The following is a 25,378-nucleotide window of genomic DNA, read 5'->3' as shown; positions in this document are numbered from 1 at the left end:
CTCGCGGCCAGCGTTCAGGGCTGGTCGAAATCGGTGGCGATCGTGATGTCGCGCCATGCGTCGATATCGCTGCGGAAGGAAGCCAGCTTTCGCTCAGCGATCGAATGCGCGATCTGGCCGAGCGGCAGATGAAGCGGAGCGTCATCGGCGTCGACTGCCTGCAGGATCACCGAAATCGCCTTGTCGGGATCGCCCGCCTGATTGCCGTTGTTGGTTGCGCGATAATGCCTACGCGAGCTCGCGGCGTATTGCGGCATCTCATTGGCCGCCATCGTGATCGAACGGCCAAGGAAATCGGTGCGAAACGGCCCGGGCTCGACGATCAGCACTCGGATGCCGAACGGCTTCAGCTCGCCGGCGAGCGCTTCGGAAATTCCTTCTACGGCGAACTTGGCGGCATTGTAATATCCGGCACCGCCGCTGCCCGCGATGCCTGCGCCGGACGACATGTTGACAATCGTTCCGCCTGAACTTCGCAGGACGGGCAGAGCGGCTCTCGTGGTTTCAATCAGACCAAAGACGTTCACCTCAAACATCGGCCGATATTCTTCGGGCGTGCCTTCCTCGATCGCGCCGAACAGTCCGTAACCGGCATTGTTCACGAGCACGTCGAAGCCGCCGAAAATCTCGACCGCCTTTGCGGCCGCGGCCTCGGCTGCCGCCGCATCCGTCACGTCGAGCGGCAAGGTGATCATGCGGCCGTCGAAAGGCTCAGCCATTTCTTCGATCGTTTTAAGATTGCGGGCCGTGGCGATGACCTGATCGCCGCGCTGTGCTGCAGCGAGCGCGAGCCGGCGGCCGAAGCCGCTCGAGCAGCCTGTTATGAGCCAAGTTCTCATTATTTTGTCTCCGAGGTTAAGTTCACACGACACCCAAGGCGCGTTTCTTTCACTTGAGCGCCCTGATGAAAGTCGTCGGGACTGCATAAGGCGCGCCTTTACGATGACAAAAATCTAGGTGTTTAGGTTTGTTCTTTAAGTGACAGAATCGTATTCTCGGCGTTCAGTTTTGTTAGGGGCGTATGATGGAATGGAGTGACGTCAGAATCTTTCTTGCAATTGCGCGATCCGGCACGCTTGGCGGTGCCGCGCGTTCTCTTCAAACGAGCCATCCGACCGTCGGAAGGCGACTGCGCGCACTTGAGCAGGCGATCGGGCACACGCTCTTCCAGCGGACCGCCGACGGTCTCGTGCTGACCGAGGAGGGCCACGGGATCATCGCGCTGGCGGAGCAGATGGAAGAGGGCGCGCTGGGCATGGAGCGCCGGCTTGCGGGGCTGGAGCAGAATCTCAAAGGCAGTCTGCGCATTTCATCAGCGGACTGGTTCGGGGCCTACGTGCTGCCTTCCATCCTGGCGGATTTTTCCAACGCCTACCCCAATATCGACGTCGAGATCCTGACGGGCACGCGCCTGTTCAATCTCGCCCAGCGAGAGGCCGACGTCGCCTTTCGTATCGTTCCGTTCAACACTGCCGATGTCGTCCAGCGGCGGCTATTCACGCTCCAATACGGCGTCTACATCGCCGAGGATTCGCCTGCTCCCAAATATGGCGACGGAACCGGTTTCCGGCTGATTACACATGATACATCTACCGGTCAGTTCCCCGATATCGATTGGCTCATCAAGAGTTTCCCCAACGCGAGACCGATCCTGCGATCGAACAACCGCAACGTCCAGGGGCGCATGTGTCGGCAAGGTGTCGGGATCGCCGTGTTGCCTCGCGTAGTCGGAGATCAGATCGCCGGTATCCGCAGGCTGGAACTTTCAAAGTCGCCGCCGGCGCGAGATATCTGGATGGGATATCACCGGGACCTGAGACGTCTTCAGCGTCTTCGCGCGTTCATCTCGACCGTGTCTGCCCATCTCGTAAATGCAGGCGCGTGATATGCGATCAGGCCGAGCATCCGCTAGCCTCGACCCCGATCATATTCTTCTTGCGCGCGCTCAAGCTCGGAACCGTAGGTCATGGACCACGCATAGAGCGCTTCGAACGGTTGCTGAAGGGAGCGACCGAGCGAGGTGATGGTATATTCGACGCCAACCGGCGTCGTTGTTGTAAGCACTTCACGGTGGATGAGCCCATTGCGCTCCAGCCGTTTCAACGCGTCGGCGAGGGCTTTGTGCGTAATCCCGTCAAGACGACGCATGATCTCGTTGAAGCGTGACGGTTTGGTACATAGTACAGTCAGGATAAGGACAGACCACTTGTTAGCGATCTGCTCAAGCACCGGCCGCGCCTTCTCAACGTCCAACAACGTCTCGGCGGAAACAGCCTTGTGGCCAGGAGACGAGCAAGCTTTGATGAGCGGACCTTCGTCTGTTGTGGGCATCGGTATACACCTCGATATCTGCTTTACATATAGTGCGTAATTGACCGTAGGTATAGAGAATATATCTTAGCGCCATCAGTCTTGATGGAGTTAACATGAACAGACTAGCGAACAAGATTTCCCTCGTTATCGGCGGTGTCGGTGGCATTGGCGGAGCCATTTCTCAGAGGTTTGCCGGCGAAGGGGCGCAGGTCTACGCGACTAGCCGCAAGGGAGCCGAGAGCCAACCTGAGTCAGCCGGCATGGGCAGCATCCGAACGGTTCGGGCAGATGCCAGCGACAGCGCCGATCTTCAGCGTGTCTTCGAGCGGGTCCGATCGGAACAAGGCCGCATCGACGTGCTCGTCGTGAATGCGGGCCTATCCGAACACGCACAATTAGAAGACATTTCCGAGGATCATTTCGATCGGACATTCGGCCTGAACGTGCGAGCTCTCGTATTTGCGGCACAGGGCGCCGTCGACATCATGCAGCCGGGCGGAACGATTGTGCTGATTGGCTCCATCGCGGGCGGTATCGGCACCAAAGGCTATGGCGTCTACGGTGCGACCAAAGCCGCCGTCCGTTCGTTCGCACGCACATGGGCCAACGAACTTGCTCCCAAAGGCATACGCGTAAACGTTGTCAGCCCTGGGCCGACGGATACTGCGATGATGGCGGCCGCCTCACTGGAAATTCGAGATGCACTGTCCAAGATGATCCCTCTTGGGCGTATGGCCAGACCTGATGAGGTGGCAGCCGCTGCCCTCTTCCTCGCAAGCGACGAGAGCAGTTTTACCACGGGTGCAGAAGTAGCCGTGGATGGGGGCATGGCTCAGGTCTGACACCTGCCTTCGACAAGCGCCGGAGACGGCACCCAAGCAGATGTTTGCTTTTTCTGATCAAGACAGCATTGGCGAGGCAGGCAACCTTCCAGCAGGACCTGCCGCAGGGCCGAAGGGGACAGGCTTCGACCGCCCCTCGCCAGCTCGAACGTGAACTACCTTGATGCAGTTCAGATCCGGGCGCCGCCCGTGGCATCGATCACCAGGCCCGTCGTCCAACGCGCATCGTTCGATGCAAGGAAGGCGATAACGTCGGCGACATCCTCTGCCTTGCCACCGCGCGAGAAGACCGAGAGCGCTTCGGCGCCGGCGCGCGCGTCAGGCGAAGCCAGCCACTCCGCATTCATATCGGTTTCGGTCACATCCGGCAGCACGGCATTGACTGTGATCGCGCGCGCCGCAAACTCCGGTGCAAGCGCCAACGTCAAAGTCTCCAGGGCGCCCTTGGAAGCAGCATAGGCCGGATGGGTCGGTTCCGCGATACGTGTAAATCCGGTGGAGACATTGATGATCCGGCCGTTGTCGCGGACGTGGTCGGCGACTACCTGGATCAGGAAGAACGGCGCCTTGTAGTTGATCGTCATCACTTCATCAAACGCGGCTTCACTTGTCTGCTTCAAAGGCAGTGCTGGTGCAATACCTGCGTTGTTCACCAGAATGTCGAGAGCAGACGAACCGGTTTCTGCACGCGCCGCTTCGCCGAACTGGGTCCATAGGCTATCGGCAGCTTCCTTACCCTGTCGAAGGTCGCTTTTTACCGCAACGGCTTTCACGCCAAGCGTCTCGATATCGCGCACCGTTGCGCTGGCCGCATCCGCATTGGCGGAGTAGTGCACGCCGATTAGCGCGGCACCTTCCCTTGCGAAGGCAAGCGCAGCCGCCCGGCCGATGCCGCGCGAACTTCTAGCGTGCCTTGTCCGTGTTGCCTGGAAGTTGCAATCGATGGGCAGTATCGCGCTACCTTGACGAAATGTATGAAACATCCAGCACCGCGGCTGGCCACAACCGAAATCCATCTGACTTCGATCTCATCGAGCGGCCATTCACGCGGCCTTACGCGGGGCTGCCGATTATGGGCGGTTGTATGTTGTCCGTGAGAGCTGCGCCAGCACTTCAGTGCTGAGCGTGCCTCTTGTCCCTGGGTGACGAAGGCGACCTTCATCGGCATAAGAATAGGTCTGTTCTTCAGCGGGACCGAACGTCATGAAGACTGCAACGCGATCCTGTGTAAAAGCGATGCGGCGGAGGATCGCGCGGCTCAGGGTGAAAGCCTTTTGCGCATCCAGATGAAGTGGGCGAGCGGCCAGCTCGCAAAACCTTCGTAGGCTTCGGTCAACAAATGTCGGCATCTGGCCGGCGTGCTCGATGCGCACGTCGAATATGATTGCATCACCCGCTTTGACACCGAGCCCTCTTGCCGGAAGGCTCTCGACCACGCCTTTCAAGTGAGATCGCGGGCGAACCTTCAACGTTGCCGGCGAATCGTCCCCCTGGTCTTGCAGATAGAACGCAATCTTGTAGACCCTGAACGTGTCGTCGGCAAAGATACTGCCATCCTTGCAGCGAGGATGGTGCGGGACATCGTTGTGCCATGACGACGTCGTGTTGATCATCAGGTCGCACTCGCCGGTAAGAACGACTTCGAGAGGATCGGTAATTTCCTTCAATCGAGCAAGGATGACGTCAGATGTCAAAAACCGCGCGACTTCCTCTGTCGTGTACATGGCGTGTAGCTGAAACTTGCCGCCATACAAATAGCGGCCGTTAGCCTTGAGCGATCGCCTGACGACCGGCCGCAAACTTTTCGCCTCCTGCGGGGTCAATAATCCTCTTATGATCGCAAAGCCATTGGATCGCAGTTCCTGTCGCAGCTGAGTGGTCACCGAGATATCTTTGGTGACATTTGCAAGTCGTGGCACTTCGCGGATTAAAGGTTCCATGTCAGCCTCCTGACGCCCTCGAGGCACCCCAGCCCTTACGAACTATCACCCATAGTTGAGCACTTAACAAACTACCCTTTGGAAGGGCGGTATCATCATAAGGTTCAGTCCATCACCGAAAGTGGTAGATGCTTCGTCTGCGCGCTTCCACCGCTGGAGAGTGTTGTGGCTGTCGACCAAACTTAGTTCGCAGCGAGTTTGCCCGTTCGAGCGACCGGCCAGAAGAAGCCTGTAGGATTCAGCATTACGACGCCGTCCAGGGTGGACCGGCGCCCGGGTTGCTGCAGGCATAATTTACCTATACGAGAATCTAACTTTTTGTTGATGCATCCAAAAGATGCACCGGCCGAAGTATCTTTAGTCCAAAATTGGTAGGGAACAAATTACTGGGAAAACGGTTTTTACGCCGCCCTGTTAGACGGATGCTCCTGGCAGGCCTGAGGATGTGCGATGGACCGTGTACTTGTTGCCTTCATTCGACACCGGGTGATCGGCAACGCAAATGTCGACCTGGGGGAGCTTTTGGACGCTGCCGACCGGTTTTTCAACGGCAAGCTTGAGCCGCGTGAATTTTTCAGTGCCCTCAATCAGGTCTCACGCGACCGCCGTATTCGGCGCCGAAACCGGGTCACCGCCAACGACGAGCACAATGGCTACAGCTGATAGAAGTCTGAGTTCTCCTGCCGCTCGTCGGGGCGGCACTCCTGCGCGGGGCCTCACGTTGGCTTTAAACGCGTTGACGGTTGCGGAACAGGATTTATCGCATGTACGCCGCATGCCGAAGCACATAAGCATACTTGGTGCGTTTCGTAGATCAAAAGGCGGCAGTCCGCGCAGGCGAGTAATGCTGCCGTACTCGAAGATGGAAAGACAGCGAACGCCAGCTCCCCCTGACTACTACCCCGACCATGTCATAGTGAGTATCAGAACTCGCTGTTTGAGCGTATATTGTGTTCATCGGCCTCATTAACTCATGGTAGTGGTCGCTTGGGAGTGCGCTTTGCTTCTGCCGTTCTGCCGCAGGAGCATAGAAATGTTGCTACCCGTCATATCACTCTCGGATTCCGAAATTGAACTGGTTACGAGTGCTGTCCGCGAATGGTGCCGCACGCGCCACTGCGGCATCGACAGCATTGAGGGTCGCCGGGCTCTCAGTATTGCAATCGATCTTGCTCAGTCCAAATACGATGAGGCGTCGCTTGTCTCAGAGTTGCTGCAACGACTGACGCCGCTAGATGACGCGCCGGGACAACTTCCACAATCGCGCGTCGGGTGACCCGAAGGCCGCACGGCTTCTTTCTTACTCGTGTCCCCGCCACAAGCCGGGCGTTTCCCGGCCGCCGCAGCCCAGTGCGACGGTCTTCGCCTCAATGCTCTGTAGCACTCCGTGGTGCCAGAGGCGCGCCTTTCGGGCGCGGCTGGTTTCAGAGTCGAGATCCAGTCTGACAACGATGACATTGGGCACGATATGCAGGTTGGGAAGGCACTTGATCTCGGCCTGGTGCAGCCTGGAAATATGGGGCTGCTGTGCCCCGGTCTCGATCGAGGGCGAATGCCCCCGGCACTTTGGGCTTGTCGAGCGCCGGAAGATCGGCGCAGTGAAGACGCGAGCAGGGCCGTAGAAGGAGGCGATCTCGCTGTGGTCCGATCGAATTGGCGATCACGTCACTGCGGAACAGTGAAGCGGCGCGGTAGCTATCGACCATCGTGAACGCTGCCTGATACGTTCGGCCACGATTCCGAGAAACCTTAATTGATCTCGACTCGCGCCAGGATGAGCGAATGCCGACTATCATTGGCGCTTCGCAACGCAAGTCTCCCATGCACGGCACACGGGGCACCTCAGACTGAAGTCCCAAGATCGGAACTGCTCGAGCTCGGATCGCGTTATCATTTTCCGGGGAACCAAGGAGGTTTTTCATGAGCGACAACGCAATGTCCAAGGGATTTTCAAAGTTCGCATCCGCCATTGCAGACCTTTCCGGAAAGCCGGCGACCTTCGTGCTCGCCGTTGTTCTTGTCCTGGCGTGGGCAGTCTCCGGCCCCTTTTTCAACTATTCCGAGACCTGGCAGCTCGTCATTAACACGAGCACGACGATCGTTACCTTCCTCATGGTCTTTGTTCTTCAGAACTCGCAGAACCGCGATGGCAAGGCTCTTCAGGCGAAACTGGACGAGCTGATCCTGACATCGCAGGCACAGAACAAGTTCGTCGGTATCGAGAAGCTGGAGGAACAAGAGCTTCGGGAAATGAGCCGAAAGCTGGCGGAAAAGGCCGAGTGTGTCGAGGAGGTCGCCGAGGACAAAGCCGAGGAACGGGAGCGCAATCCTACTTAGGCGCCCTGTCTCGGTGCTACAGACGGCGGTTGGGTCGCCGCCGACGAGAAGCCTTGCATCGAAAGCGCGCAAGTAAGATTCCTAGCCCTCCTACGGTGCCTCCCGCCAACGCGCCCGACGCTGCGTTCAGCCCGTAGAGCTGAAGGGTGAACATGGCTTCCAGCACGAGGATGGCGCATGCGGCAGCGACTGCGATTTCCCTGATCATGGATACCTCCGGCGACGACGTTTAAACCATTGTACGATGCTGCAGTTCCACTAGTTCGCGATCGGCCAACACTAATCAACCGTCATGTAACGTCACGACGTCGGAGGTCGCTGCTTTCGAAACGCGCGGCCGCTCGATATCGCCGCGCGAACCGCCCGAACCCGATTACGTTGTCCGGTTCTCGGCCAATCTTTCCAACTCTTCGGCCTCGAGCCGCTCGATGCCGATCATGTGGTTTCCAGCCTCACTCGACCTGATGAGTTCGTCGACCTTCACCTGGAGCGCCGCCATGTCCCTATTCTGACTATGCTGCATGATTAGGAGAAGGAAGAGCGACACGAGCGTGCCGAACATTGCCGACAAAAGATGCCACTCCTTTGGCGGACCGAGAGCAAAACCGACGGCGCACCAGACCACGACGAGAGCGGCGGCTCCTGCAAGGACGAGAGAATGCCCCGCCAGAGAAACGACGGTTTCCGACAGGTTGAGGAACGCGGCTCGGATCTTCATCCGGTGGAAATGGTTTCAAGAGGCGTGGGTTCCGTCGCTCGGCATAGGAACTCTGCCGCACCCGCCCCCCATCTGATCGATGTGCCGTATGGATCACCGATGTCGCCGCTGGCAAGCGCCGCGGGCACCGCTTCCGTGGTCCATGGTGAAAGACATGACCGCGACGAACGCCAGATATACTCCAAGCACTGGATGTTTCTATTAGTTAGGTAAACATCGTCATACCGCTAGCTCATCAGCCTTTAGGAGAAGGCGAGCATCGTTCGCCCGGAAGTTTTGTTCGTCGCTGAATTACGGCGTCAGAGGGGTTAAGTCCGGCAGTTAGAAACGATCTATTTGGTTGGCGTTACGGCAACTTCGCGAGCTCGTCCTGGGTCATGGATACGTTCGTGAACCACCTGGCTCGCGACCTGGATGCGAGCACGCCAGCCCGTCAACCGCTGGCATGTCCAATCCCTGCTTCACACTGGCAATCCCAATAGGCAGTCTCACCTCTTCCTCGGAGACAACGACTTCGACAATGGCTTGTCGTCTGGCATGGATGATTCCGGTAGTTGAAAAGACGGCGCTGCCAGTGGCTGGCTCGGCAAAGGTGCTCTTGAAGCATATGCGTTCACACCATCTCGCGCAGAAATGTTTAGATCGCTCTAAAGTTCCTCATTATCACAAAGGAAGCATGCCAGATAGCGCACCTCAGCAGCCGCCTCCCCTGCTCTACTCGACTGCGCCCAGATCTTGGAACGACTGCCGTTGCTCCATGGACGCCTCGGCGTCGGCGATAACACGAAATGCCTTGCCCTGGGACCTCAGCTCCTTGGCTGTCTTTATGGCATCGGGATAGAGAAGTTTCGGCTCATTGTCCCTATCGCGTCCATCCGGATCGAGCGAGCTCAGAGCAATCACCTGGAACCTCGGCAGCACGGCGTCTTCATTGTGATCCACGGCGGTCTATCCCTCGTTTCCGTCGGAAACAAAATCGTCGGGCACAGTCTCGCGCGCCGTGGCCAGCGCTCTCGCCTTTTCAAGCCACTTCTTGTTCAAAACGTCCTCGATTGCGAATACGACGTCGTCGGTACTCCAATCAGCGTCCTCGAGTTCGCGGATGAGCGCGGCGAGTTTTTCGGTGATCACGCCAACCAGCTCGTCATCATCTGCGTGCCTTGACTGCCTCATCGAAGGTTCCTCGCTTTATTTTCCGGTAACGCGGATTGCACCCGAATCCCCCAGGCTGCGCTGGACCGCCGGGATTTTGTCGGGTGTGATTTCGACGGACACCTCGATGTCACCCTCGAGAGCGGCGTCATGTCGGACGCCGCCAGGATGCGATGCGTCGCCGCCTGACGGCAGCGAACCGGCACTGTTGCGCTTACCGTTTGCCTGTATGAAAATGTCAGGCCGGGAAATACGATGCTGCTGAACCAGATGTTCGACTGCAATGTCCGCCGCCTCACGTGTCCCAAACGTTGCCGTGATCGTTGTCGTACTGTTGTGCGCCATCTAAGCTCTCCCTTCATGACCTTGCTAACAGCAACCCCGAACCGACGTCGGAGTTCCACATCTGTCATGGATTCAAACGCCGACTTTGCGGGCTTTAGAGATGATGGCGTTGATCTGCTCAGCGAACAGACACCGCGCTGCGAGGATTGGAAGAGCCCGCCCGGAGCCGGGCTTGCCGCTGAAATCGACCGAACTGTGCATAGGTGGCGGCAAAATGATACGCTCGGCGTGCTGCAGGATGTCCACTAGTTGTCAGGCATCGCCGGCTCTTTCCCCACCTATACGATCGACAACATCATGTCCTCGCAGCTCTTCGCCGCGACGCAGGAGAGGGCAATCGGAGCGATACCGTCGAAGCAGCGTAAAACGTTTCGACCTCAATCGAAACGGAACCGCTAGGATGGATACGAGCGCAGGCTTCGACGCTGCTTTAGCCTTGATCGACCACATCGAAGCGGCGATCATGCTCCTCGAACTTCTTGGTGAAATGGCGCTCGCTGGACCGGTCTTCTCGGGAAGGGAGATGATCTTTTCAGAGCGGAAGCTATCGTGCCCCCTGGGGCTAGCCAATCATATGATGATTGAGGTCTCTAATCCGGAGTGACTGTCGAAGGCGGCCGGATGTCAGTGACGGGCCGGTTTCCATTGTCGCCGTTGAACTCATCGGAAGCATTCTGATTGGCTTCCGTGACATCGGCAGCTTCTTTTTCAGTTGCCTCATGCTGCTCTTCGGCACGCCGCCAATGGTCTGCGTGCTGGCCATCCGGGCGACCTTCATCCTCCCAGATCTTATAGGCGCGCTCACGCCGCTGCTGTTCTCTGTCCATGATGCTCCTCCTATCAGGCATAGGATAAGTTCCCTCCCCGCTGAACGTTCCGTCGAGTGACTGCAACGCCGTGGAAAAAGGTGAGGAAAAAGGGGAACGGCCATCGGCAGAACGTAATTGGTCCGACGATTGGGAGGCTCGTGCGGTATTGGACGCCTTCACCCCACGATCAAATCACGAGACGCATTTCACGGTCTCTCTGGATTCCTCTCCGGCACGAAACGCTCCAGCCTGGCAAACCGCAGACGAACGCGTCAGCGCGGCGGTTGTTGTGAAAGACGCTCAGTTCAAAGCTTTGCGCTTTTTGTTTCTTTGCGCCGGCTAGCCGGCACATGTTTCGAGGATCGGTGTCATCCGCTTCACATGCGTCGGTCCGTTCGAGCACCTTCTCCGGAGTAAACGCACGTTACGGCAGCGGCCACCAGAGATTGTTTACGCGTTCAACTGTCTCGGCCACCGCTTTTAGCAAAGCGGGTTCCGGCATACGTGCGCAATTGGCGAAGACCCTCCATTGCTGCGCGTTCATTGCCTCACGTCACGGGGTGATAGGTAAGCACATCATCCGAAAAGAACTGATCTGTCTGCAGATCCGACCGGCGTCGAGCCGTGCACTTACTTGCCGTCTGACCCGTCAGTTGTTATGCATCTGGCTTCGGCATCTCGGAAATTCGTGAGCGAGATCGTGGTCCTGCAGACAAAGGCCTCCGACGACTGACAGGATCAAAACCATCCTTTGCGCCAAAACCAGAGCAGCGGCGCGACGGCGCTCAAGATAATGATCGTCCATGCAAAGGGATACCCCCAGGTCCAGCTAAGCTCCGGCATGAACTTGAAATTCATTCCCCATACTCCAGCCATTAACGTGGGCGGCACACCAACGACAGACGCGATTGTCAGCACTTTGAAGATGTCGTTCTGTTCGATGGTGATGAAGCCCAGAACTGCGTCCAGCAAGAACTGCGTTTTGTCGGAAAGATGCGTCTCGTAGTCGCTCAGCGAAGCGACATCCTTCGTCACGGCGTGGAGCTGGTCTCGAAATTCGTCCGACAGCATATCGTGACACACATCCAACGTGAAAGCGGCCATCCTGCCAACACCGAGGAGCACGTCTCTGGCCTTTGACGATCGATCACCGAGTGCCCCAACCTTGGACAGCGCCCGACGGAGCGTAAAATTGGAGCTGTGAGGAGATGCCGAGCCTTTGAGGTCTCCCTTGAAAACTGTCTTGGACACCTCATCGACGGCGGACGCCAGGTGTTCCAGCACGTCTGCGCCGCGGTCCACGATTGCTTCCAGCAGCGCAACGAAAACCCCCATGCCGCTAGCCAACGTTGCGTCGTGCACCAGCCGCTCAGCAACTGCATCGAAAGCGGCTTGGCTGTCATAGCGAACTGTTATCAGAAAATCGCGGCCGACGATAAAACCTGCCGGGGAAAGCTCGGCATGCTCGAGCGTCGCGTGTGCAATGACCGGCGCACTCAGATAGATGCGATTGCCCTCTTTCGACAACCTGCTCGACGCTTCGATCTCGCTTAGTGCTTCGCGCGTCGGTACCCTCACCTTCGCCCGGCGCCTGACAAATTCGATCTCCTTTTCGTCGGGATTGAGCAAGTCCATCCAGATCACGTGACCCGGCAAATCGTCATCGGCTCCGCCCGACCTGACGGTGCCCTCGGTGTCGCGGTAAATTTTCAGCAAACGGTACTCCTTGAAAATCGGGAGAGAAGAATCCGCTATACCCGACCAATGCTGAGCGGCTATCGGATCGTTAAGGAGATAGTCCAGAGACCACTAAAGTCATGTTGAGCTGATATTTTGGCTTGCCTCACCCTGCACTCCGTCAACGGATAGTCGCTGCGGGTGACCAGTGACATCCGAGGAATTATCGTCGCAGATATCGCTGATGTCGTCATACGAGTTGCGTAAAAATCGCGCCGCCCGAGAGTGATCCATATGCGTCCGGGAGGACAAAGGAACATCTACTTTGTGCGGTTGTTCTTCTTTCCATGACCGACAAGGTGAACACTCTACTCAATCAACTGCGCGAACCCAATCGCATCTACCAGGGTCTAGCTGATCAGGAGACGGCAAGGAAGCTGGCTGACCTCCTGGAGGAGGCCGTGTCGGGCAAGGCCCCTCAGAGCACCCGTGACATTCTGATAGCGGCGGCGCGTCGCTTAATCAACCAGTCGATACTCGCGCACTGGCACCGCACTTAACCACATTTGGGGCTCTCTTGTTTCTCGATTAGGAGGCGAGCCCTGCTTGCACCCTTCAGATCATTTCGTACTGCGTTTACGATCGATTACGCTCAACGGGCGGTCACTCACGGGGAGCGCAGATCCTCGAGATCGATGTCGCTTCTCGTAGACAGCGGGCTCTCCTTGGCGAATGCCAGAAGGTAGCGCTCATGGGCAATCGAGAAGAAGCGCAATGAGCCGATATTCTCCACCGGCCGGATGAACCGAGATTGACGGGGCCTGCCTCGATATGGCGGATGATGTCATCGATCGTGCCGCTTTCGCTATGCATGCGGATATCGGGATACTCCTGCCGATGCGCGACAGCAATACCGGCAGCACGCCGGTCGTTGCCGGATAGACCGTGCCGATCGCGATCTTGCGGTCGTCTTGCCGGCGATTGAGCGGGCGATCTCTCGCGACAGTCCAGCTCGCTCAGTGTCCTCACCGAGCGCTCATAAAGGACGCCCCTTCAGGACGTGAAATTCTAAGTAATTGATCAGATGCACAGGACTGCCACTAGCTGGGTTGAATCGCACCAACGGGTGCATCGCTTTTCCCCTGACACGATCAAGCTGCAGCGCGCCCAACAAGTTGACAAAGGACAACAGCTGATCAGACTGTTGGTCATGGCAACAACGATTGACTTCCTGGAAATGCGGGCTTTCGTTGCGGTCGTGACGGAGGGTTCGTTCACGGCCGCTGCGCAACGCCTCGACACCGACAAAGCGCGCGTGAGCCGTACAGTTCGGCGCATGGAAGAAAAGCTCGGTGCGCGCCTGCTCAATAGATCGACCCGACATCTCAGCGTTACCGACGTTGGTCGCGATTATTTCGAGAGAGCGTCTTCGATATTGGCTGCTGCGGAAGCTGCGGAGGCTGCCGTGGCCCAGCAAGCGCAGGAACCTCAGGGTCGGTTGAAGGTGACCGCAGGGGTCGAATTCGGAACAACCCAGGTCGACGCCTGGATCGCCGATTTCCTCCAGCGCTGGTCGAAGGTTTCGGTAGAGACCGAGTACACGAACAGGCTCATCGACCTCGTCCACGAGAGCTTTGACGTCGCCATCCGCATTGGACCTCTGCAGGACTCGGGTCTTTCCGCTCGGAAGCTGGGCGAGCTGTCCTACGGTCTCTATGCCTCGCCAGAGTATCTTCGCAGCCGACCCGACATCCAAGGTGTGCCTGACCTCGCGGATCACGATCTGATCATGCACACTCCCCGAGGACGCCCTTCCTGGACTCTGGTTAACAGCAATCAGATCGAAAAGATCGCCCGGACGCCTCGGTGCGTGGTCAACAATACGATCACCGCACGAAACCTCGCTCTCTCTGGTCTCGGGATCGTTCAGCTACCCCAGTATTTGGCATTGCAGCACATCGGCGACGGGACCTTGGAGGTCGTCCTTCCGGGCTGGGCACGGAGTACGGTTCCCGTTCACGCGGTCTTCGCCTCGACGCGATACATGGACCCCAAGGTTAGGCGGTTCATTGATCTCTGCCGCGAACGGTTCAGGGACAACCTCTCGCCCTCGAACTAGTGCCGCTTCGATTGTCCGCATCAGGGACAACAGTCAGTTGCTCGGGCTCGCACTGTTATGCCTCCGAACAAAACCGCATCTCAGGTCGTGCCGCGGACGAAGCCCAAGCGAGGTTCGCCGCAGGCACCACGACATGTTGGCGGGCCTCCGCCGTTCAGAGAGAGAAACGGAAAATGACTCAAATAATCGGAATCATCGGCTCCGGCCTCGTTGGCAAGGCAGTCGCTCGCCTGGCCGTCGCAGCTGGGTACCACGTCGTGATCAGCAACTCCCGCGGGCCGGAGACGCTCGCTGACCTCGTAGAGGAACTCGGCCCTCTTGCCCGCGCAGGCACGGTCGGGGAGGCTATCGCGAGCGCCGATATCGTCTTGATCGCGATCCCGTTGGCGACATTCGAGGCGCTGCCAGCCGACAAGCTCGCGGGAAAGATCGTTCTCGACCAGAGCAACTATTACCCCGGCCTTGGAGAGTTTCGCAGAGCGGATCTCGACAACGGCGAACTGACGTCGAGCGAACTCGTGCAGCGACACCTTCGAGGCGCGAAGGTCGTCAAGGGAATGCACAATCTCGGCTGGATCCACATGGAAGGTAACGCACGTCCGAAGGGCGACGCCCGCCGGACGACGCTCCCCATCGCGGGAAGCGATGCAGCTGCCAAGGAGGTCGTCATGCGCTTCATCGAAAACATCGGATATGACGTTGTCGACGCTGGCTCCCTCGCCGATAGCTGGAGGATCGAACCCAATACAGCGATCTACTTTACGCCCTATGCGCCAAAGATCCCTGACGGCTTGACGGAAGAAGAGGCGAAGAAGGTCTACAAGCAGCCGGGCGAACCACTGTCGCCATCCGAGGCGCGGAAGCTGATCGAAACGGCCGTACGTCCATCGCCGATCGGAGGGACGCTTGAATCCATGCCGGCCGTCCACGTCGCCCTGTTCCTTGAACTCGCCAGTGGTGACACGATCAAGAAGTGAGTGCCGGGGCGCCCGTGCGCGGGCGCCCTCTCGCTTTCCTAGCTGCTTCTGGAGACCTGAATGACGGCGACAATCGGCTTTTCGGAGATGAGGGTATTCGTCGCCGTCGTAACGAATGCGTCCTTCACGGCAGCAGCGCAGCGGCTCGACACTGACAAGGCGCGGGTGAGCCGGATCGTGCAACGGATCGAGGAAAAGCTCGGCGCCCGACTGCTCAATCGTTCGACAAGACGGCTCAGCGTAACCGAGGTCGGCAGGGATTATTTCGAGCGGGCGTCCTCGATTTTGGCGGCTGCCGAAGCGGCCGAAGCTGCGGTTGCCCACCAACATCAGGAACCGCAAGGGCGCTTGAAGATCACCGCGACGCCGGAATTCGGAACCACCCGCGTCGACAACTGGATCGCGGCATATCTCAAGCTGTGGCCGAAGGTGGCGGTAGAGACCGTCTACTCCATCAGGTTCGTCGACATCATTCACGAGGGCGTGGACGTCGCCATTCGTCTCGGCACACTGCCGGACTCCGATCTTTCTGCGCGGAAGCTCGGGGAGATCACCTACGGCTTATACGCAAGCCCGGAATATCTTCAGCGGTCGCAGCCGGTTCGGTCCGTCGGCGATTTGAACGAACACGAGCTCGTCATGAAATCGTCGAAGGGACGCCCGAGCTGGACGCTCGTAAACGGCGAGACCACCGAAAACATCTTCCGCTCGCCCCGATGCTCGGTCGACAATATCGTCGCGGCCAGGAACCTGGCAGTCGCCGGGCTTGGCGTCGCGCACCTTCCTCGCTTCATGGCATGTCCCGATGTCGAACGAGGTACTCTGGTTCACCTGTTACCAGAGTGGGCGGGCACGCCGATGCCAGTCCACGCGGTCTTTGCGTCCACGAGGTACATGGATCCGAAGGTAAGAAGCTTCGTCGATCTATGTCGGGGATCCTTCAGCCAGGACTAAACGAGGTCTGATTGGGCGTTCCTACGGGATTGTTGCTCATCGAAGCAACAGATTGAGGTGACTGCGGCGTCTAATCCCCTTCGATGGACATCCTTAAGTCTCATGCCGACGCAAGCACCCCAGCGTCGAAGCTTGAAGTCAAAGGAACGAAGATGAAAATCGGAATATTGAATGCCGGCAACGTTGGCGGACGCCTTGCGCGCGCCTGGGCTGCCGCAGGCCACGACCTTGTCATTGCAAAGGACGGAGAGGATCGGAAGCTCGCACCGCTCTTGGCGGAGTTGGGAGGAAAGGCCCTCCTTGGCACCATTCGGGAAGCCGCCGAGTTCGGCGAGGTTGTGCTATTTTCGGTCTACTGGCCGCGGGTAGAGGCGATCGTCGCCGAAGTCGGCGACGCGCTCGACGGCAAGATTGTTATCGAGACCATGAACCCGCTCGACGTCACGTCGGACTTCGTGCACTTCCATGACGTGGAATTCATGCGCGACAGCTCGACCTCCGAGAACCTTCAGCAGCGCTTGCCAAAGGCGCGTGTCGTGAAGGGCTTCAACCTTCTCGCCGCCCCGGTTCTTGAAGCAGCCGCCTGGTCGGAAGCGCCTGTCGGCCCGGCCGTCTTCTACGCAACCGACGACGTTCAGGCCGGACAGATAACCCGGAGCCTGGTGGTCGATGCCGGATTCCGGCCAGTCAATGCTGGGCCCTTGAAGGCGGCCCGTCAGATCGAACAGGTTGCCGTGCTCCTGCACAAGGTTGCAGACAATGAGTTCAACGGCGACGCCGATCTCATACGATTGGCCATGACGGTCATCGAAGCGGCTCCCGGCCCGATCGCGCGCGACCGCGTCGCCTGACGCAACCCTATCGACCTCTTTTGAAAATGAAGGAACATTCCATGTCGCAGACACTCAAGGGAAAGACCGCGCTCGTGACGGGAGGGTCGCGGGGCATCGGCCGGGCGATCGCAGAACGTCTTGCAAAGGAAGGCGCAACCGTCGCCCTCACCTACAACGCAAACAGGTCGGGTGCCGACGAGGCCGTGAAGTCTATCGAAGATGCCGGGGGTGCGGCGTTCGCACTTCATGCCGATCTGGCGGATGCAGAAACTATCCCGTCCCTGTTCGACCAGCTTGGTCGCGAACTGACGGAGCGCAACGGAGCTTCCTCCCTCCATATCCTGGTCAACAATGCCGGAAACTCCGGATGGGGCGGGCTGGCGGATGCTACGCCGCAGAGCTGGGATGAGATGGTTGCAGTCCATGCGCGCGCACCTTTCTTCGTCGTGCAGGCAGCGTTGAAACGCCTTGCGGACGGCGGTCGCATCATCAATGTGTCCTCTGCGGCTGGCGCTCGGCCAATGGCCGTGGTTCCGATCTATTCAATGGTCAAAGCCGCCATCAACAATCTCACGCATGCGCTCGCCGCCGAACTTGGCCCGCGTCGTATTACCGTGAATGCCGTCGCGCCAGGTTGGATCAGCACGGACATGAACGCGGCCGTTCGCGAGAATGCAGAAATGGTGAAGGCGATCGAGGCAGATACGGCGCTGGGTCGCTTTGGCGAAACCTCCGACGTCTCGGCTGTGGTGGCCTTCCTCGCATCCAATGAAGGTCGGTGGGTCACCGCGCAGGTGATCGAAACGAGCGGCGGATATAAGCTGTAGCCTGCGAAAGTCGGGTCCATCTGCGGTGGCGGCGCATTTGCGGCCACCGCCGGTGTCAGAAATCTTAGCTCAACATTCGAACAAGCTCTTCCGGGACGAAGCCTGGAGTTGCGATTGGCGCCTTAAACCGCCAGCATCGACTGGGCAGAAGAGCCCGCACGGCGCTTGACCCGGAATGTCCCTGCCGGCAGAGGCCGCAGGATTTCTTCTTCCCCCTGAAGCCCATCGAGCCAAGCCATGCGCTGATCGCGTGTCAGAACCGCCATCTGCCGATCGTGGTAGGGCACGATATCCGCATTCGCTTCGATAGTCAGAATCGCGTAGGCCTCCGGCCATCCACTGGTCTCGGGCCGCCAAATCCCTGCGAAATAGAACCAGTCACTGTTGGCGAGCGAGAAGCTGAAGTTTTTGTGGCGAAACTCGGAAGCCGGCACCAGACAGCGGTGGGCTGGAAAGGTCCGTCCTTCCGATCGGACGACATTGACGGCGCCCGGGCCGCCCTCGCGGGGACGCAGCCCCCATGGCAGCTCGACCATCTCCACATCGCCGTCATGGCGTCTTATGATGACGCGGCGCTCGTCGAGCGGGGCGTCGGACTGGAAAACCTTCGCGCTCATCGTAAATAGAACATATCAGGAACCTCTACTTCAAGCAACCAACCTGAAATGGGGAACGCATGTGTAATGATTATCGACTGACGGTGGACGCTGCCTCGATCGCCAAGGACTTCTCCGATCTTAAGATCAAGATCCGCTTCGGCGAGGGCATACCGAACCTCCAAGCGCGTGAGGATATCAAGATCACCGATGTCGGGCCAATCGTCCGGTCCATTGATGGCGTTCGCGACGAGGCTGAGCTCGTGCAGCGGCGCTGGAGCTGGCCGGGTCCGAACAAGCGGCCAGTGTATAATTTCCGGTCAGAAGGACGGGAGTTTACTTCCAACCGCTGCCTGATCATTGCCGACGGCTTCTACGAGTTCACCGAACCGAAGGTCCCTAAAAAGAAACGCAAGGACAAGTGGCTGTTCACGAAAAAGGACGAGCCGATCTTCTGCATCGCGGGCACCTGGCGCGAAACGCCGGAGGTGGGGCCGGCATTCACCATGCTGACGATGGAGCCGGGACCGGACATCGCGCCCTACCATGACCGTCAGATCGTCATCCTCGAACGCGACGCATGGGCCGGCTGGCTCGATCCGACCGTTTCGGCAAAGTCGTTGATCAGGCCGCTCTCAGCGGGCACCCTGACTGTGGAGCAGGTCGGCTAAAACGACGCCTTCGAGACGATCGCCATAAGACAGCCGATAACAGATAGGGCGGACCGGGGAACGTGGGATCAAAATACCGTTTACGCACGATCGGCCTCTCGGCAGGCAATGATGCCAGTCTCCTGGCGGCCAGTATTGAACCAGACCACGCTGGGCGACAGCAAATTGACGATACCGTCTGCGAGGATGGCCGCGTCGACGCTTCTTCTCCACAATATCAGTCACGACGACTGCTGTTTACAAGGTCAACGTTCCGCGGCGATGGTTGCCACCATCACGCCGCGCTTCGGCAGCCCCAATGTTCGCAAGCAATGCGATCACCATCAACATGCTCGGACCCTTCGCGGTTCTGGAAGACAATATTTCGAACATTCAGGATCGCGACAAGGCGATCTCGATCGATGCCATGATGGTGGTGTCGAAAACGTCGACGAGTCGGATGTTGCGCCGCGTAGTAAACCAATGATTTGGCAGCCTCGGACTAAGGTCCGGTGGACCCCGGACTGAGGTCCCGGGTCTGGAACGAGTGCTCGGCGCGAAGGTTTGGCCTCCCAGCGGAATGGTCCGCTAAAGGAGGAAACATCGTGAAAATTAGAGCAGCAATCGCAACTGCCGTGCTCCTGACCTCGAGCGCCGCATTCGCTCAGTCGGCCATGCCGTCGGAGAAGGTCATCACTTTCGTCCAGAAGGCTCCTGCTCCCAAAGAACGCGTGGTCGTCAAGGAGAAGATCGTCGTCGGACAGGCTCTTCCTGACACCGTTGTCGTGACGCCAATCCCTGATGAAACTGGCTACGCCTACGCCATCGTCAACGATGAGCGCGTGATCGTCGAACCTTCCACCCGCAAGGTAATCCAGGTCATCCAGTAAGTCACTTGAGCCGCGATCGGTAGGCGGCGACAGCCGTCAATCATCAACAAGCGGCGACACCGGCCGCAGCACAGATTTTCCGCTGCGGCCGCGCTGCCGTGCAGAATTCGGAGAGTTTATCATGAGACACACTAATCTTGCAGCGGTCCTGGCCGCACTATCACTGAGCGTCTCGCCGCTAGCAACCGCTCCGGCCGCCGCCCAGAGCAGCACGAAGACGCAGTCAGATGCTCAATCGGGTACGCAATCCGGGTCAACCTCCACCGATGCCGTCGCTGGGCCTCAGTCGAGCCAGCCAAAGCCCGGCGCGAATGCCTCTGGAACTGACTGCACTCCCGACGCTTCAGGCGCATGTCCGCAATCCAAAGATCAATCCGAGCAGAAGGGCGGCGAAGGGTCCGATACGCAGAAAAGTTCGAAACAACAGTCGACCGACGGTTCGAGCGAGGGAACTCTGCCCGGCAAATCCTCTACCGACATGAAAAAGAAGCCTGCGTCGCAGGATACCTCCGGCGGCACGACGACTGAGGAGAAGTCGACGTTGGGCAGTAACGGCGCGGTGCCGGGCTCAAGGAGCGGCACTACAGAGAATTCCACGACTTCTGGCACGAGTACCCAGAGCGGTGACGCTTCAAAGAATTCCGTTGATCAGAGCACGACCAACAAAAATTCGACCGAGACGAACGTCAATAACAGAGCGTCGACCAATTCCAAGGCCAACGTCAACGTCACCGTCGAACAGCGGACTGAAATCCGGCAGGTCATCCAGGAAGTCCACGTCGAACCTGTGAAAGAGGTCGACTTCACGGTCTCCGTCGGCACCACAATCCCCAAGCGGGTTCACCTTGAAAGGCTGCCGCCGAGAATTGTGAAGATCGTGCCAGCGTACGAAGGCTACCGTTTCTTTCTCCTTGCGGATGGCCGGATCGTTATCGTCGATCCTGATGCGCTAACGATCGTCTACATCATCGAGGCCTAGCAGGCAGTACCGGCGGCGTCGCACTGCGCCGTCGGGGCCGCCAAGAGGAATGTCCATGATCTACGAAGAAGAAAAATCCTCAGGTATTCGTTTTCCGTTAATCGTCATTCTTATCGCTATCGCCGCTATCTGTGGAGCATTGGTGGTGACGGCGGAACACCCATCGCCCGCACGCGTGTTCGTGCCTGCGGCCGCTATTTCTCATGAATGATCGAACATTATTGGTACGGAAGCGCACCAGACCTAAGTTCGTGCTTACATGGTGTAACTGTCGTAGCGTAGTTTTGTCCAAATCCTGAAGGACATCGGAAGCCTCTATGGGATGTGTTGCTTGTTTCCCTGGTGGCTTCCCCGACCTGGGACCCTGGCCGTGAGCGATAGTTTAGGTGGTCACGGAAAACCTCCTCCTTGCAGTGCTCCCCAGAACGCCGTCGTCGAGGCTCGTTCGATATTCGATAACCGTTGGGATCGTTCTGTTGGCGGCTCTGCTGCGGATGGCCCTCGATGAAACCCTCAAACACTACCCTCTGTTGTTGTTCGTTCCTGCCGTCTTCTTGGCAGCTCTATTGTTCGACCGAGGGTCCGGCCTTCTCGCTACCGTCCTAAGCGCCATTATAGCCGCGTGGATTTTCATTCCTCCCGAATGGAGCTTGTCCGTTGGTGCCGACCAATGGTTCGCCGTCGTCCTGTTCGTTGTGATTGGTTGCGGAATAACGATGATCACCGAATCAAGGGGCCTGGCTCGGTCCGCTTCGGATGCGTCGGTTTGCGACTGAACGTCACTGCGCAGGTTCACCGCCATCTTCAGGCTAGTCACGAAAATGGTGTCTGTCGACATCGCCGACTATCTGGAGGAGCTCATCCACGGTCTGGCTGATCTCCTCCGATATGTCAGACCCATCGCTCTGAGAGTTAGGTGTCGTCATCTTCTTCCGCCTACCAATCAGGCGTCGTCCCTAGGTCTCACGTCGCTGGTCGTGGCGAACCTTCCTAAACCGATGTTGTGGCGCAGGGGTCCAAGCCCTCCCTTCCGTGAGTTCAGTGCATCGACGTCGACGAAGGAGCGTTCACACGTGTCGCAGCCAGCCCAACGTATGTCTCGATCAGCAACGTCGCCATCTCATCTACTGACCGACAGCCTTTATCGTAGAGCGCGATAGCGGCATCACACAGGAATGACGAAGCGTGGTCGTCCCAAGGCGCATTGTAGTAGCGGTACCACTGGCTCACCGCCTTTGAAATGATCAAATGGTCAGGATGTTCTACCTGTGACATCCAATGCCTCACGCGAATGCATCGTTGCAGCCGCCGCCCGATGGCCATGAAGTTCGAGCACCTGCAAGTCGTTCGTGGCGGGCGCGCACGGCGGTCGTCAACGGCTTCGATAATTCCGCCACTCGGGTCCGATCAGTGACGACCGATTTCGGTTTCGACTTTCTTCCGGGAGTTTCCGGCGCTCCTCACCGCCTTCTTGACGGCATCTTTTGAGACGCCTTCCTTTTTCGCTTCGTACTTGACCTCATGATCCTGGCCGCCTGCGACGCGTGCGCGATCTTGAGCGCGACCACGGGATGTCTGTTTGTTTGTCATTGAGCATCTCCTCGTGAATGGGTTACCACTGGAGAAACTCGCCGCGATTCCAGTGGTTCCCGGGAAATAGTCGAAGTCCATCAGATAAAGCCTGTAGCGCTAGCCGAACCCGTTATCAGAGTGGCGGAAGAACAGGATTGATCACGCGCTATCTTTGGACGTTGGAATGGACACCGACCCCGCGGCCTAGACGCCGTCGATGACCTCGCGGCAGTCATTCGAGCCGAAAATCTGCCAGGGGTGATGCCTCTAGATGGGGTCGTCGCGACGCTTCAGATGGACGCGGACGATGGGGGCGTCGCCGTCCACGCCTCCCCGCTCGACTGGCGGATCCGAGCCAGGCGGATGACTTGACGAACGAAATTATCAACCGCCGATACAGCGCTTTTATTGGAATCAATTTCTAAGCGCGATTCCCTAAGTCATTGAAAAATGATTCGTTTCGAGTCGGAACGAATCATCCCCGCACGTCTTTGAGTCAACACCACTGATTCGGAGTACAGCGCATGGCATCGGGACATAGAGCCCAATGGAAGGGCTTTCTGAGATTTGGCGAAGTGAGCTGTGGCGTCGCCCTGTACACCGCAGCCTCGACGAGCGAGCGCATCACCTTCAACACGATCAACAAGGCATCGGGCAACCGGGTCAACCGTGTCTTCATCGACAGCGAGACGGAGGATCCCGTTCCTAAGGAGAATCAGACCAAGGGTTTCGAGATCGGCAACGGCCAGTACATCATCATCGACCCCGAGGAAGTCGCTGCTACGATCCCGGAAAGCAACAAGACGCTTGAGATCGATGCTTTCATCCCTTGCTCCGAGGTCGACGACGTCTACTTCGACAAGCCCTATTATCTGACCCCGGACAAAATGGGCGGCGACGCTTTCGTCGCCCTGCGCGATGGCATGAAGAAGTCGAAGGTCGCAGCCATTGCCCGTGCCGTGCTGTTCCGCCGCATGCGAACCGTGCTCATACGCCCGCACGGCAAGGGCTTGATCGCCACCACGATGAACTACGACTACGAAGTCCGATCGTCGAAGAAGGCATTCGAGGAGATGCCCAAGCTGAAGATCGAGGGCGAGATGCTGGACCTCGCGAAGCACATCATCGCGACCAAGAAAGGCGAGTTCAATCCCGCGACCTTCGACGACCGCTATGAGGCCGCCCTCGCCGAGCTTGTTAAGGCGAAGATGGAGGGCAAGTCGCTTCCGAAGCCGAAGAAGGTCGAGGTCTCCAAGCCGAACGACCTGCTGGCGGCTCTTCGCGAGAGCGCGGGGCTTCTCAAAGCTGGCGCCTCCGTCGAGTCCAAAACGAAACGGACTGCTGCCAATGCCAATCAAGGCGGTGGTCGGCAGCGCGCCGCACGCGGAGTGGCGTCGAAGGCCGCCTCCTCCGGAGCCGCTCCGCGTCGCAAGGCAAGCTGAGGGAGAGTTCATGGCGCCGCGATACTACTGGAAAGGCTACCTCAAGCTGTCGCTAGTCACGTGCCCCGTGGCGATGACCCCCGCGACGTCCGAGTCCGAGAAGGTTCGCTTCCATACGCTGAACAGGGATACCGGGAACAGGGTTGTCTCCCAGTACATCGATAGCGTGACGGGGAAACCTGTCAAGGAGGGCAACGAGGCCAAGGGTTATGCTCGCGGCGAGAACGACTACGTGATCCTGACGGAGGACGATCTGGATCGGGTCGCGCTCGACACCGTAAAGACCATCGACATCGAGAAGTTCGCTCCGGCAGACAGCATCGAATGGATCTACTTGGAGAAGCCGCATTATCTGATGCCCGACGATACCGTGGGCAACGAAGCCTTCGCGGTTATCCGAGATGCCATGAAGTCGGAGGGTGTCGTCGGCGTCTCCAAGCTTGTTATGGGACGCCGAGAGCGCGCCGTGATCCTGGAGCCTCGTGACGAAGGCATCGTCCTGTGGTCGCTGCGGTTCGGCGACGAGGTGCGGCCGGAGGAGAGCTATTTCGAGGATATCGAGGACCACGCCGATCCCGATCTCGTGCCGCTTGTTCAGAAGCTCATCAAGCAAAAGTCTGCGCATTGGTCGCCGAACATGGTCAGCGATCCCATCCAGACCAGCCTGCTCAAGCTGATCAACGAGAAGAAGAAGGCGCTGAAGCCGAAGAAGACGGCGAAAGGGAAAGCCGAGGAAGCGGCGCCCAAATCCAACGTGGTCAATATCATGGACGCTCTTCGCAAGAGCGTCGAGGCAGACCTCAAGGGCCGCAAGGCGGGTTGAAGCCATGCACCTGACAAACACGAAGGTGATCCACGAAAGCAACGGCTGGCGCGTCGACTTCATCGGCGATGACGGTGATGCTGTGACCGTTTACGTTGCAGACGCGGCCTATATCGACGAACACACTGCCGTCGACCGAGCCCGAGAGATCATGATCGGCCTGACCGCCTTTGGTACGCGTGGCGGCGGCAGAAGCGTGAACTCCTATGATGCGGCCAGCAATGGTAACTTTGATGATGGCGAACCTTTGTTGACCCGGCACTAGCCTGAACAGGCATTTTCTTCGCGAGCGGGAGTCGTGAGAACTCTCCCCCTGAGGGATAGGTGTATGGATTATGGAGCCCATCGCAACGACACCCCGCCGACCCGTCAATCCCGCTGAAGCGCTGTTCAAGCCGGCCAAGACACCCGCGACGGCCGTCGAGCGTCGTTCAGGTCCTGTCGCGACTGAGACCGTCTCGATGCGATCGACGGCGATGTGCTGGCCTCTTTTCAGGAAGATGGCCCGGGCTGGCAGGACCGCATCAACGCAGCGCTTCGCAAAGCGACGAGGCTTTGCGCTGATCAGACAGCGAGGTAGAAA

General features: G+C 58.4%; 34 protein-coding genes and 3 pseudogenes. 22 read left to right on the top strand and 15 right to left on the bottom strand.

Annotated elements, in window-relative coordinates:
* Positions 1-14: 14 nt before the first annotated feature.
* Positions 15-839, bottom strand: a complete 825-nt coding sequence (locus FHT93_RS34185; protein WP_183851338.1) for an oxidoreductase — start codon at positions 837-839, stop codon at positions 15-17.
* 185 nt (positions 840-1,024) lie between these two features.
* Between FHT93_RS34185 and FHT93_RS34180 the strand changes: the two genes are divergently transcribed.
* A complete protein-coding gene (locus FHT93_RS34180) occupies positions 1,025-1,885 on the top strand; it encodes a LysR family transcriptional regulator (protein WP_183851337.1) in 861 nt (286 codons plus the stop codon).
* Positions 1,886-1,908: 23 nt separating this feature from the next.
* On the opposite strand, the gene FHT93_RS34175 is transcribed toward FHT93_RS34180, so the two are convergent.
* Entirely contained in the window at positions 1,909-2,331 is a 423-nt protein-coding gene (locus FHT93_RS34175; RefSeq protein ID WP_113207536.1) for a helix-turn-helix domain-containing protein, read from the bottom strand.
* A 95-nt stretch (positions 2,332-2,426) separates the two neighbouring features.
* On the opposite strand from FHT93_RS34175, the gene FHT93_RS34170 reads away from it, so the two are divergent.
* On the top strand, positions 2,427-3,155 hold the full coding sequence (locus FHT93_RS34170) for an SDR family oxidoreductase (RefSeq protein WP_113207535.1): 729 nt from the start codon (positions 2,427-2,429) through the stop codon (positions 3,153-3,155).
* Positions 3,156-3,325: 170 nt separating this feature from the next.
* Here FHT93_RS34170 and FHT93_RS34165 read toward each other — a convergent pair whose 3' ends face one another.
* A complete protein-coding gene (locus FHT93_RS34165) occupies positions 3,326-4,138 on the bottom strand; it encodes an SDR family oxidoreductase (RefSeq protein WP_246715776.1) in 813 nt (270 codons plus the stop codon).
* An 87-nt stretch (positions 4,139-4,225) separates the two neighbouring features.
* Positions 4,226-5,095: a phytanoyl-CoA dioxygenase family protein gene (locus FHT93_RS34160; protein WP_246781789.1), complete on the bottom strand. Its 870-nt coding sequence runs from the start codon at positions 5,093-5,095 to the stop codon at positions 4,226-4,228.
* 450 nt (positions 5,096-5,545) lie between these two features.
* Between FHT93_RS34160 and FHT93_RS34155 the strand changes: the two genes are divergently transcribed.
* The 3 genes from FHT93_RS34155 (at position 5,546) to FHT93_RS34145 (ending at position 7,432) form a co-directional block, all read left to right on the top strand.
* Positions 5,546-5,758: a hypothetical protein gene (locus FHT93_RS34155; RefSeq protein ID WP_018115239.1), complete on the top strand. Its 213-nt coding sequence runs from the start codon at positions 5,546-5,548 to the stop codon at positions 5,756-5,758.
* Between the two features lie 370 nt (positions 5,759-6,128).
* A complete protein-coding gene (locus tag FHT93_RS34150) occupies positions 6,129-6,371 on the top strand; it encodes a hypothetical protein (protein ID WP_183851336.1) in 243 nt (80 codons plus the stop codon).
* 644 nt (positions 6,372-7,015) lie between these two features.
* Positions 7,016-7,432, top strand: coding sequence for a low affinity iron permease family protein (locus FHT93_RS34145; RefSeq protein WP_183851335.1), 417 nt, complete (start codon positions 7,016-7,018; stop codon positions 7,430-7,432).
* Positions 7,433-7,805: 373 nt separating this feature from the next.
* Here FHT93_RS34145 and FHT93_RS34140 read toward each other — a convergent pair whose 3' ends face one another.
* From FHT93_RS34140 to FHT93_RS34125, 4 genes are all read right to left on the bottom strand, one after another.
* Complete coding sequence (locus tag FHT93_RS34140) at positions 7,806-8,150, bottom strand: low affinity iron permease family protein (RefSeq protein WP_183851334.1); 345 nt, start codon at positions 8,148-8,150, stop codon at positions 7,806-7,808.
* A 714-nt stretch (positions 8,151-8,864) separates the two neighbouring features.
* On the bottom strand, positions 8,865-9,092 hold the full coding sequence (locus tag FHT93_RS34135) for a hypothetical protein (RefSeq protein ID WP_113207530.1): 228 nt from the start codon (positions 9,090-9,092) through the stop codon (positions 8,865-8,867).
* Positions 9,093-9,098: 6 nt separating this feature from the next.
* On the bottom strand, positions 9,099-9,323 hold the full coding sequence (locus FHT93_RS34130; RefSeq protein ID WP_183851333.1) for a hypothetical protein: 225 nt from the start codon (positions 9,321-9,323) through the stop codon (positions 9,099-9,101).
* A gap of 15 nt (positions 9,324-9,338) precedes the next feature.
* Positions 9,339-9,647 carry a hypothetical protein gene (locus tag FHT93_RS34125; protein WP_183851332.1) on the bottom strand — a complete coding sequence of 103 codons (309 nt, stop codon included), beginning with the start codon at positions 9,645-9,647 and terminating at the stop codon, positions 9,339-9,341.
* 66 nt (positions 9,648-9,713) lie between these two features.
* Between FHT93_RS34125 and FHT93_RS34120 the strand changes: the two genes are divergently transcribed.
* Both FHT93_RS34120 and FHT93_RS34115 read left to right on the top strand, forming a co-directional pair.
* A complete protein-coding gene (locus tag FHT93_RS34120; protein ID WP_183851331.1) occupies positions 9,714-9,896 on the top strand; it encodes a hypothetical protein in 183 nt (60 codons plus the stop codon).
* A gap of 151 nt (positions 9,897-10,047) precedes the next feature.
* The gene (locus FHT93_RS34115) at positions 10,048-10,251 is read left to right on the top strand and encodes a hypothetical protein (RefSeq protein ID WP_018115247.1); all 204 of its coding nucleotides are present in this window, start codon (positions 10,048-10,050) and stop codon (positions 10,249-10,251) included.
* On the opposite strand, the gene FHT93_RS34110 is transcribed toward FHT93_RS34115, so the two are convergent.
* The 3 genes and pseudogenes from FHT93_RS34110 to FHT93_RS34105 form a co-directional block, all read right to left on the bottom strand.
* On the bottom strand, positions 10,238-10,474 hold the full coding sequence (locus FHT93_RS34110; protein WP_113207526.1) for a DUF2934 domain-containing protein: 237 nt from the start codon (positions 10,472-10,474) through the stop codon (positions 10,238-10,240). The genes FHT93_RS34115 and FHT93_RS34110 overlap by 14 nt on opposite strands.
* 321 nt (positions 10,475-10,795) lie before the next feature.
* Positions 10,796-11,006 (bottom strand): annotated as a pseudogene (locus FHT93_RS35815) (type II toxin-antitoxin system HipA family toxin); the annotation flags it as partial.
* Positions 11,007-11,194: 188 nt separating this feature from the next.
* Entirely contained in the window at positions 11,195-12,172 is a 978-nt protein-coding gene (locus FHT93_RS34105; protein ID WP_018115249.1) for a magnesium transporter CorA family protein, read from the bottom strand.
* A gap of 308 nt (positions 12,173-12,480) precedes the next feature.
* On the opposite strand from FHT93_RS34105, the gene FHT93_RS34100 reads away from it, so the two are divergent.
* Positions 12,481-12,693 carry a hypothetical protein gene (locus tag FHT93_RS34100; protein WP_183851330.1) on the top strand — a complete coding sequence of 71 codons (213 nt, stop codon included), beginning with the start codon at positions 12,481-12,483 and terminating at the stop codon, positions 12,691-12,693.
* A gap of 116 nt (positions 12,694-12,809) precedes the next feature.
* Here the strand turns inward: FHT93_RS34100 and FHT93_RS34095 are convergent.
* Positions 12,810-13,180, bottom strand: a pseudogene (locus FHT93_RS34095) (LysR substrate-binding domain-containing protein); the annotation flags it as partial.
* A gap of 37 nt (positions 13,181-13,217) precedes the next feature.
* Between FHT93_RS34095 and FHT93_RS34090 the strand changes: the two are divergent.
* From FHT93_RS34090 to FHT93_RS34070, 5 genes are all read left to right on the top strand, one after another.
* On the top strand, positions 13,218-14,252 hold the full coding sequence (locus tag FHT93_RS34090) for a LysR family transcriptional regulator (RefSeq protein WP_246781788.1): 1,035 nt from the start codon (positions 13,218-13,220) through the stop codon (positions 14,250-14,252).
* Positions 14,252-15,229, top strand: coding sequence for an NADPH-dependent F420 reductase (locus FHT93_RS34085; protein WP_312866627.1), 978 nt, complete (start codon positions 14,252-14,254; stop codon positions 15,227-15,229). Before FHT93_RS34090 ends, FHT93_RS34085 begins: the two co-directional genes overlap by 1 nt.
* Before the next feature lie 60 nt (positions 15,230-15,289).
* Positions 15,290-16,183 carry a LysR family transcriptional regulator gene (locus FHT93_RS34080; RefSeq protein ID WP_018115255.1) on the top strand — a complete coding sequence of 298 codons (894 nt, stop codon included), beginning with the start codon at positions 15,290-15,292 and terminating at the stop codon, positions 16,181-16,183.
* A 152-nt stretch (positions 16,184-16,335) separates the two neighbouring features.
* Complete coding sequence (locus tag FHT93_RS34075) at positions 16,336-17,034, top strand: NADPH-dependent F420 reductase (RefSeq protein ID WP_029616488.1); 699 nt, start codon at positions 16,336-16,338, stop codon at positions 17,032-17,034.
* A 41-nt stretch (positions 17,035-17,075) separates the two neighbouring features.
* Complete coding sequence (locus FHT93_RS34070) at positions 17,076-17,843, top strand: SDR family oxidoreductase (RefSeq protein ID WP_018115257.1); 768 nt, start codon at positions 17,076-17,078, stop codon at positions 17,841-17,843.
* 122 nt (positions 17,844-17,965) lie between these two features.
* Here FHT93_RS34070 and FHT93_RS34065 read toward each other — a convergent pair whose 3' ends face one another.
* Entirely contained in the window at positions 17,966-18,460 is a 495-nt protein-coding gene (locus FHT93_RS34065) for an SOS response-associated peptidase (RefSeq protein ID WP_183851329.1), read from the bottom strand.
* A 59-nt stretch (positions 18,461-18,519) separates the two neighbouring features.
* On the opposite strand from FHT93_RS34065, the gene FHT93_RS34060 reads away from it, so the two are divergent.
* From FHT93_RS34060 to FHT93_RS34040, 5 genes are all read left to right on the top strand, one after another.
* Positions 18,520-19,110: an SOS response-associated peptidase gene (locus tag FHT93_RS34060; RefSeq protein ID WP_113207521.1), complete on the top strand. Its 591-nt coding sequence runs from the start codon at positions 18,520-18,522 to the stop codon at positions 19,108-19,110.
* Between the two features lie 298 nt (positions 19,111-19,408).
* Positions 19,409-19,576: a hypothetical protein gene (locus tag FHT93_RS35810; protein ID WP_246715769.1), complete on the top strand. Its 168-nt coding sequence runs from the start codon at positions 19,409-19,411 to the stop codon at positions 19,574-19,576.
* A 118-nt stretch (positions 19,577-19,694) separates the two neighbouring features.
* On the top strand, positions 19,695-19,979 hold the full coding sequence (locus tag FHT93_RS34050; protein WP_183851328.1) for a DUF1236 domain-containing protein: 285 nt from the start codon (positions 19,695-19,697) through the stop codon (positions 19,977-19,979).
* A gap of 121 nt (positions 19,980-20,100) precedes the next feature.
* A complete protein-coding gene (locus tag FHT93_RS34045; RefSeq protein WP_183851327.1) occupies positions 20,101-20,958 on the top strand; it encodes a DUF1236 domain-containing protein in 858 nt (285 codons plus the stop codon).
* Positions 20,959-21,013: 55 nt separating this feature from the next.
* Positions 21,014-21,169 carry a hypothetical protein gene (locus FHT93_RS34040; protein WP_183851326.1) on the top strand — a complete coding sequence of 52 codons (156 nt, stop codon included), beginning with the start codon at positions 21,014-21,016 and terminating at the stop codon, positions 21,167-21,169.
* Positions 21,170-21,996: 827 nt separating this feature from the next.
* On the opposite strand, the gene FHT93_RS34030 is transcribed toward FHT93_RS34040, so the two are convergent.
* Positions 21,997-22,233: a hypothetical protein gene (locus FHT93_RS34030; protein WP_113207518.1), complete on the bottom strand. Its 237-nt coding sequence runs from the start codon at positions 22,231-22,233 to the stop codon at positions 21,997-21,999.
* A 132-nt stretch (positions 22,234-22,365) separates the two neighbouring features.
* Positions 22,366-22,548, bottom strand: a complete 183-nt coding sequence (locus FHT93_RS34025; protein ID WP_018115260.1) for a DUF3606 domain-containing protein — start codon at positions 22,546-22,548, stop codon at positions 22,366-22,368.
* A gap of 506 nt (positions 22,549-23,054) precedes the next feature.
* Between FHT93_RS34025 and FHT93_RS34020 the strand changes: the two genes are divergently transcribed.
* The 4 genes and pseudogenes from FHT93_RS34020 to FHT93_RS34005 all read left to right on the top strand — a co-directional run bounded on the left by FHT93_RS34020 (position 23,055) and on the right by FHT93_RS34005 (position 25,375).
* On the top strand, positions 23,055-23,972 hold the full coding sequence (locus FHT93_RS34020) for a Ku protein (RefSeq protein ID WP_018115262.1): 918 nt from the start codon (positions 23,055-23,057) through the stop codon (positions 23,970-23,972).
* Between the two features lie 10 nt (positions 23,973-23,982).
* The gene (locus FHT93_RS34015; protein ID WP_018115263.1) at positions 23,983-24,795 is read left to right on the top strand and encodes a Ku protein; all 813 of its coding nucleotides are present in this window, start codon (positions 23,983-23,985) and stop codon (positions 24,793-24,795) included.
* A gap of 4 nt (positions 24,796-24,799) precedes the next feature.
* Positions 24,800-25,060, top strand: coding sequence for a hypothetical protein (locus FHT93_RS34010; protein ID WP_018115264.1), 261 nt, complete (start codon positions 24,800-24,802; stop codon positions 25,058-25,060).
* Positions 25,061-25,139: 79 nt separating this feature from the next.
* Positions 25,140-25,375, top strand: a pseudogene (locus FHT93_RS34005) (BrnA antitoxin family protein).
* The last annotated feature ends 3 nt before the right edge of the window (positions 25,376-25,378 follow it).

It is taken from the genome of Rhizobium sp. BK379 (assembly GCF_014193955.1).
Taxonomy (GTDB): domain Bacteria; phylum Pseudomonadota; class Alphaproteobacteria; order Rhizobiales; family Rhizobiaceae; genus Rhizobium.
Note: the sequence above shows the minus strand (reverse complement) of the source record. Positions and strands in the feature narration are given on the sequence as shown.

Excerpts from the sequence above, each read along its gene's own strand:
- FHT93_RS34185 (WP_183851338.1), bottom strand. The coding sequence starts at position 839 with ATGAGAACTTGGCTCATAACAGGCTGCTCGAGCGGCTTCGGCCGCCGG.
- FHT93_RS34110 (WP_113207526.1), bottom strand. The coding sequence starts at position 10,474 with ATGGACAGAGAACAGCAGCGGCGTGAGCGCGCCTATAAGATCTGGGAG.
- FHT93_RS34080 (WP_018115255.1), top strand. The coding sequence starts at position 15,290 with ATGACGGCGACAATCGGCTTTTCGGAGATGAGGGTATTCGTCGCCGTC.
- FHT93_RS34070 (WP_018115257.1), top strand. The coding sequence starts at position 17,076 with ATGTCGCAGACACTCAAGGGAAAGACCGCGCTCGTGACGGGAGGGTCG.
- FHT93_RS34075 (WP_029616488.1), top strand. The coding sequence starts at position 16,336 with ATGAAAATCGGAATATTGAATGCCGGCAACGTTGGCGGACGCCTTGCG.
- FHT93_RS34170 (WP_113207535.1), top strand. The coding sequence starts at position 2,427 with ATGAACAGACTAGCGAACAAGATTTCCCTCGTTATCGGCGGTGTCGGT.
- FHT93_RS34165 (WP_246715776.1), bottom strand. The coding sequence starts at position 4,138 with ATGTTTCATACATTTCGTCAAGGTAGCGCGATACTGCCCATCGATTGC.
- FHT93_RS34130 (WP_183851333.1), bottom strand. The coding sequence starts at position 9,323 with ATGAGGCAGTCAAGGCACGCAGATGATGACGAGCTGGTTGGCGTGATC.
- FHT93_RS34020 (WP_018115262.1), top strand. The coding sequence starts at position 23,055 with ATGGCATCGGGACATAGAGCCCAATGGAAGGGCTTTCTGAGATTTGGC.
- FHT93_RS34125 (WP_183851332.1), bottom strand. The coding sequence starts at position 9,647 with ATGGCGCACAACAGTACGACAACGATCACGGCAACGTTTGGGACACGT.
- FHT93_RS34040 (WP_183851326.1), top strand. The coding sequence starts at position 21,014 with ATGATCTACGAAGAAGAAAAATCCTCAGGTATTCGTTTTCCGTTAATC.
- FHT93_RS34145 (WP_183851335.1), top strand. The coding sequence starts at position 7,016 with ATGAGCGACAACGCAATGTCCAAGGGATTTTCAAAGTTCGCATCCGCC.
- FHT93_RS34120 (WP_183851331.1), top strand. The coding sequence starts at position 9,714 with ATGGATTCAAACGCCGACTTTGCGGGCTTTAGAGATGATGGCGTTGAT.
- FHT93_RS34175 (WP_113207536.1), bottom strand. The coding sequence starts at position 2,331 with ATGCCCACAACAGACGAAGGTCCGCTCATCAAAGCTTGCTCGTCTCCT.
- FHT93_RS34150 (WP_183851336.1), top strand. The coding sequence starts at position 6,129 with ATGTTGCTACCCGTCATATCACTCTCGGATTCCGAAATTGAACTGGTT.
- FHT93_RS34180 (WP_183851337.1), top strand. The coding sequence starts at position 1,025 with ATGGAATGGAGTGACGTCAGAATCTTTCTTGCAATTGCGCGATCCGGC.
- FHT93_RS34015 (WP_018115263.1), top strand. The coding sequence starts at position 23,983 with ATGGCGCCGCGATACTACTGGAAAGGCTACCTCAAGCTGTCGCTAGTC.
- FHT93_RS34045 (WP_183851327.1), top strand. The coding sequence starts at position 20,101 with ATGAGACACACTAATCTTGCAGCGGTCCTGGCCGCACTATCACTGAGC.
- FHT93_RS34090 (WP_246781788.1), top strand. The coding sequence starts at position 13,218 with ATGCACAGGACTGCCACTAGCTGGGTTGAATCGCACCAACGGGTGCAT.
- FHT93_RS35810 (WP_246715769.1), top strand. The coding sequence starts at position 19,409 with ATGTTCGCAAGCAATGCGATCACCATCAACATGCTCGGACCCTTCGCG.
- FHT93_RS34160 (WP_246781789.1), bottom strand. The coding sequence starts at position 5,095 with ATGGAACCTTTAATCCGCGAAGTGCCACGACTTGCAAATGTCACCAAA.
- FHT93_RS34025 (WP_018115260.1), bottom strand. The coding sequence starts at position 22,548 with ATGACAAACAAACAGACATCCCGTGGTCGCGCTCAAGATCGCGCACGC.
- FHT93_RS34115 (WP_018115247.1), top strand. The coding sequence starts at position 10,048 with ATGGATACGAGCGCAGGCTTCGACGCTGCTTTAGCCTTGATCGACCAC.
- FHT93_RS34060 (WP_113207521.1), top strand. The coding sequence starts at position 18,520 with ATGTGTAATGATTATCGACTGACGGTGGACGCTGCCTCGATCGCCAAG.
- FHT93_RS34030 (WP_113207518.1), bottom strand. The coding sequence starts at position 22,233 with ATGTCACAGGTAGAACATCCTGACCATTTGATCATTTCAAAGGCGGTG.
- FHT93_RS34010 (WP_018115264.1), top strand. The coding sequence starts at position 24,800 with ATGCACCTGACAAACACGAAGGTGATCCACGAAAGCAACGGCTGGCGC.
- FHT93_RS34140 (WP_183851334.1), bottom strand. The coding sequence starts at position 8,150 with ATGAAGATCCGAGCCGCGTTCCTCAACCTGTCGGAAACCGTCGTTTCT.
- FHT93_RS34155 (WP_018115239.1), top strand. The coding sequence starts at position 5,546 with ATGGACCGTGTACTTGTTGCCTTCATTCGACACCGGGTGATCGGCAAC.
- FHT93_RS34100 (WP_183851330.1), top strand. The coding sequence starts at position 12,481 with ATGACCGACAAGGTGAACACTCTACTCAATCAACTGCGCGAACCCAAT.
- FHT93_RS34065 (WP_183851329.1), bottom strand. The coding sequence starts at position 18,460 with ATGAGCGCGAAGGTTTTCCAGTCCGACGCCCCGCTCGACGAGCGCCGC.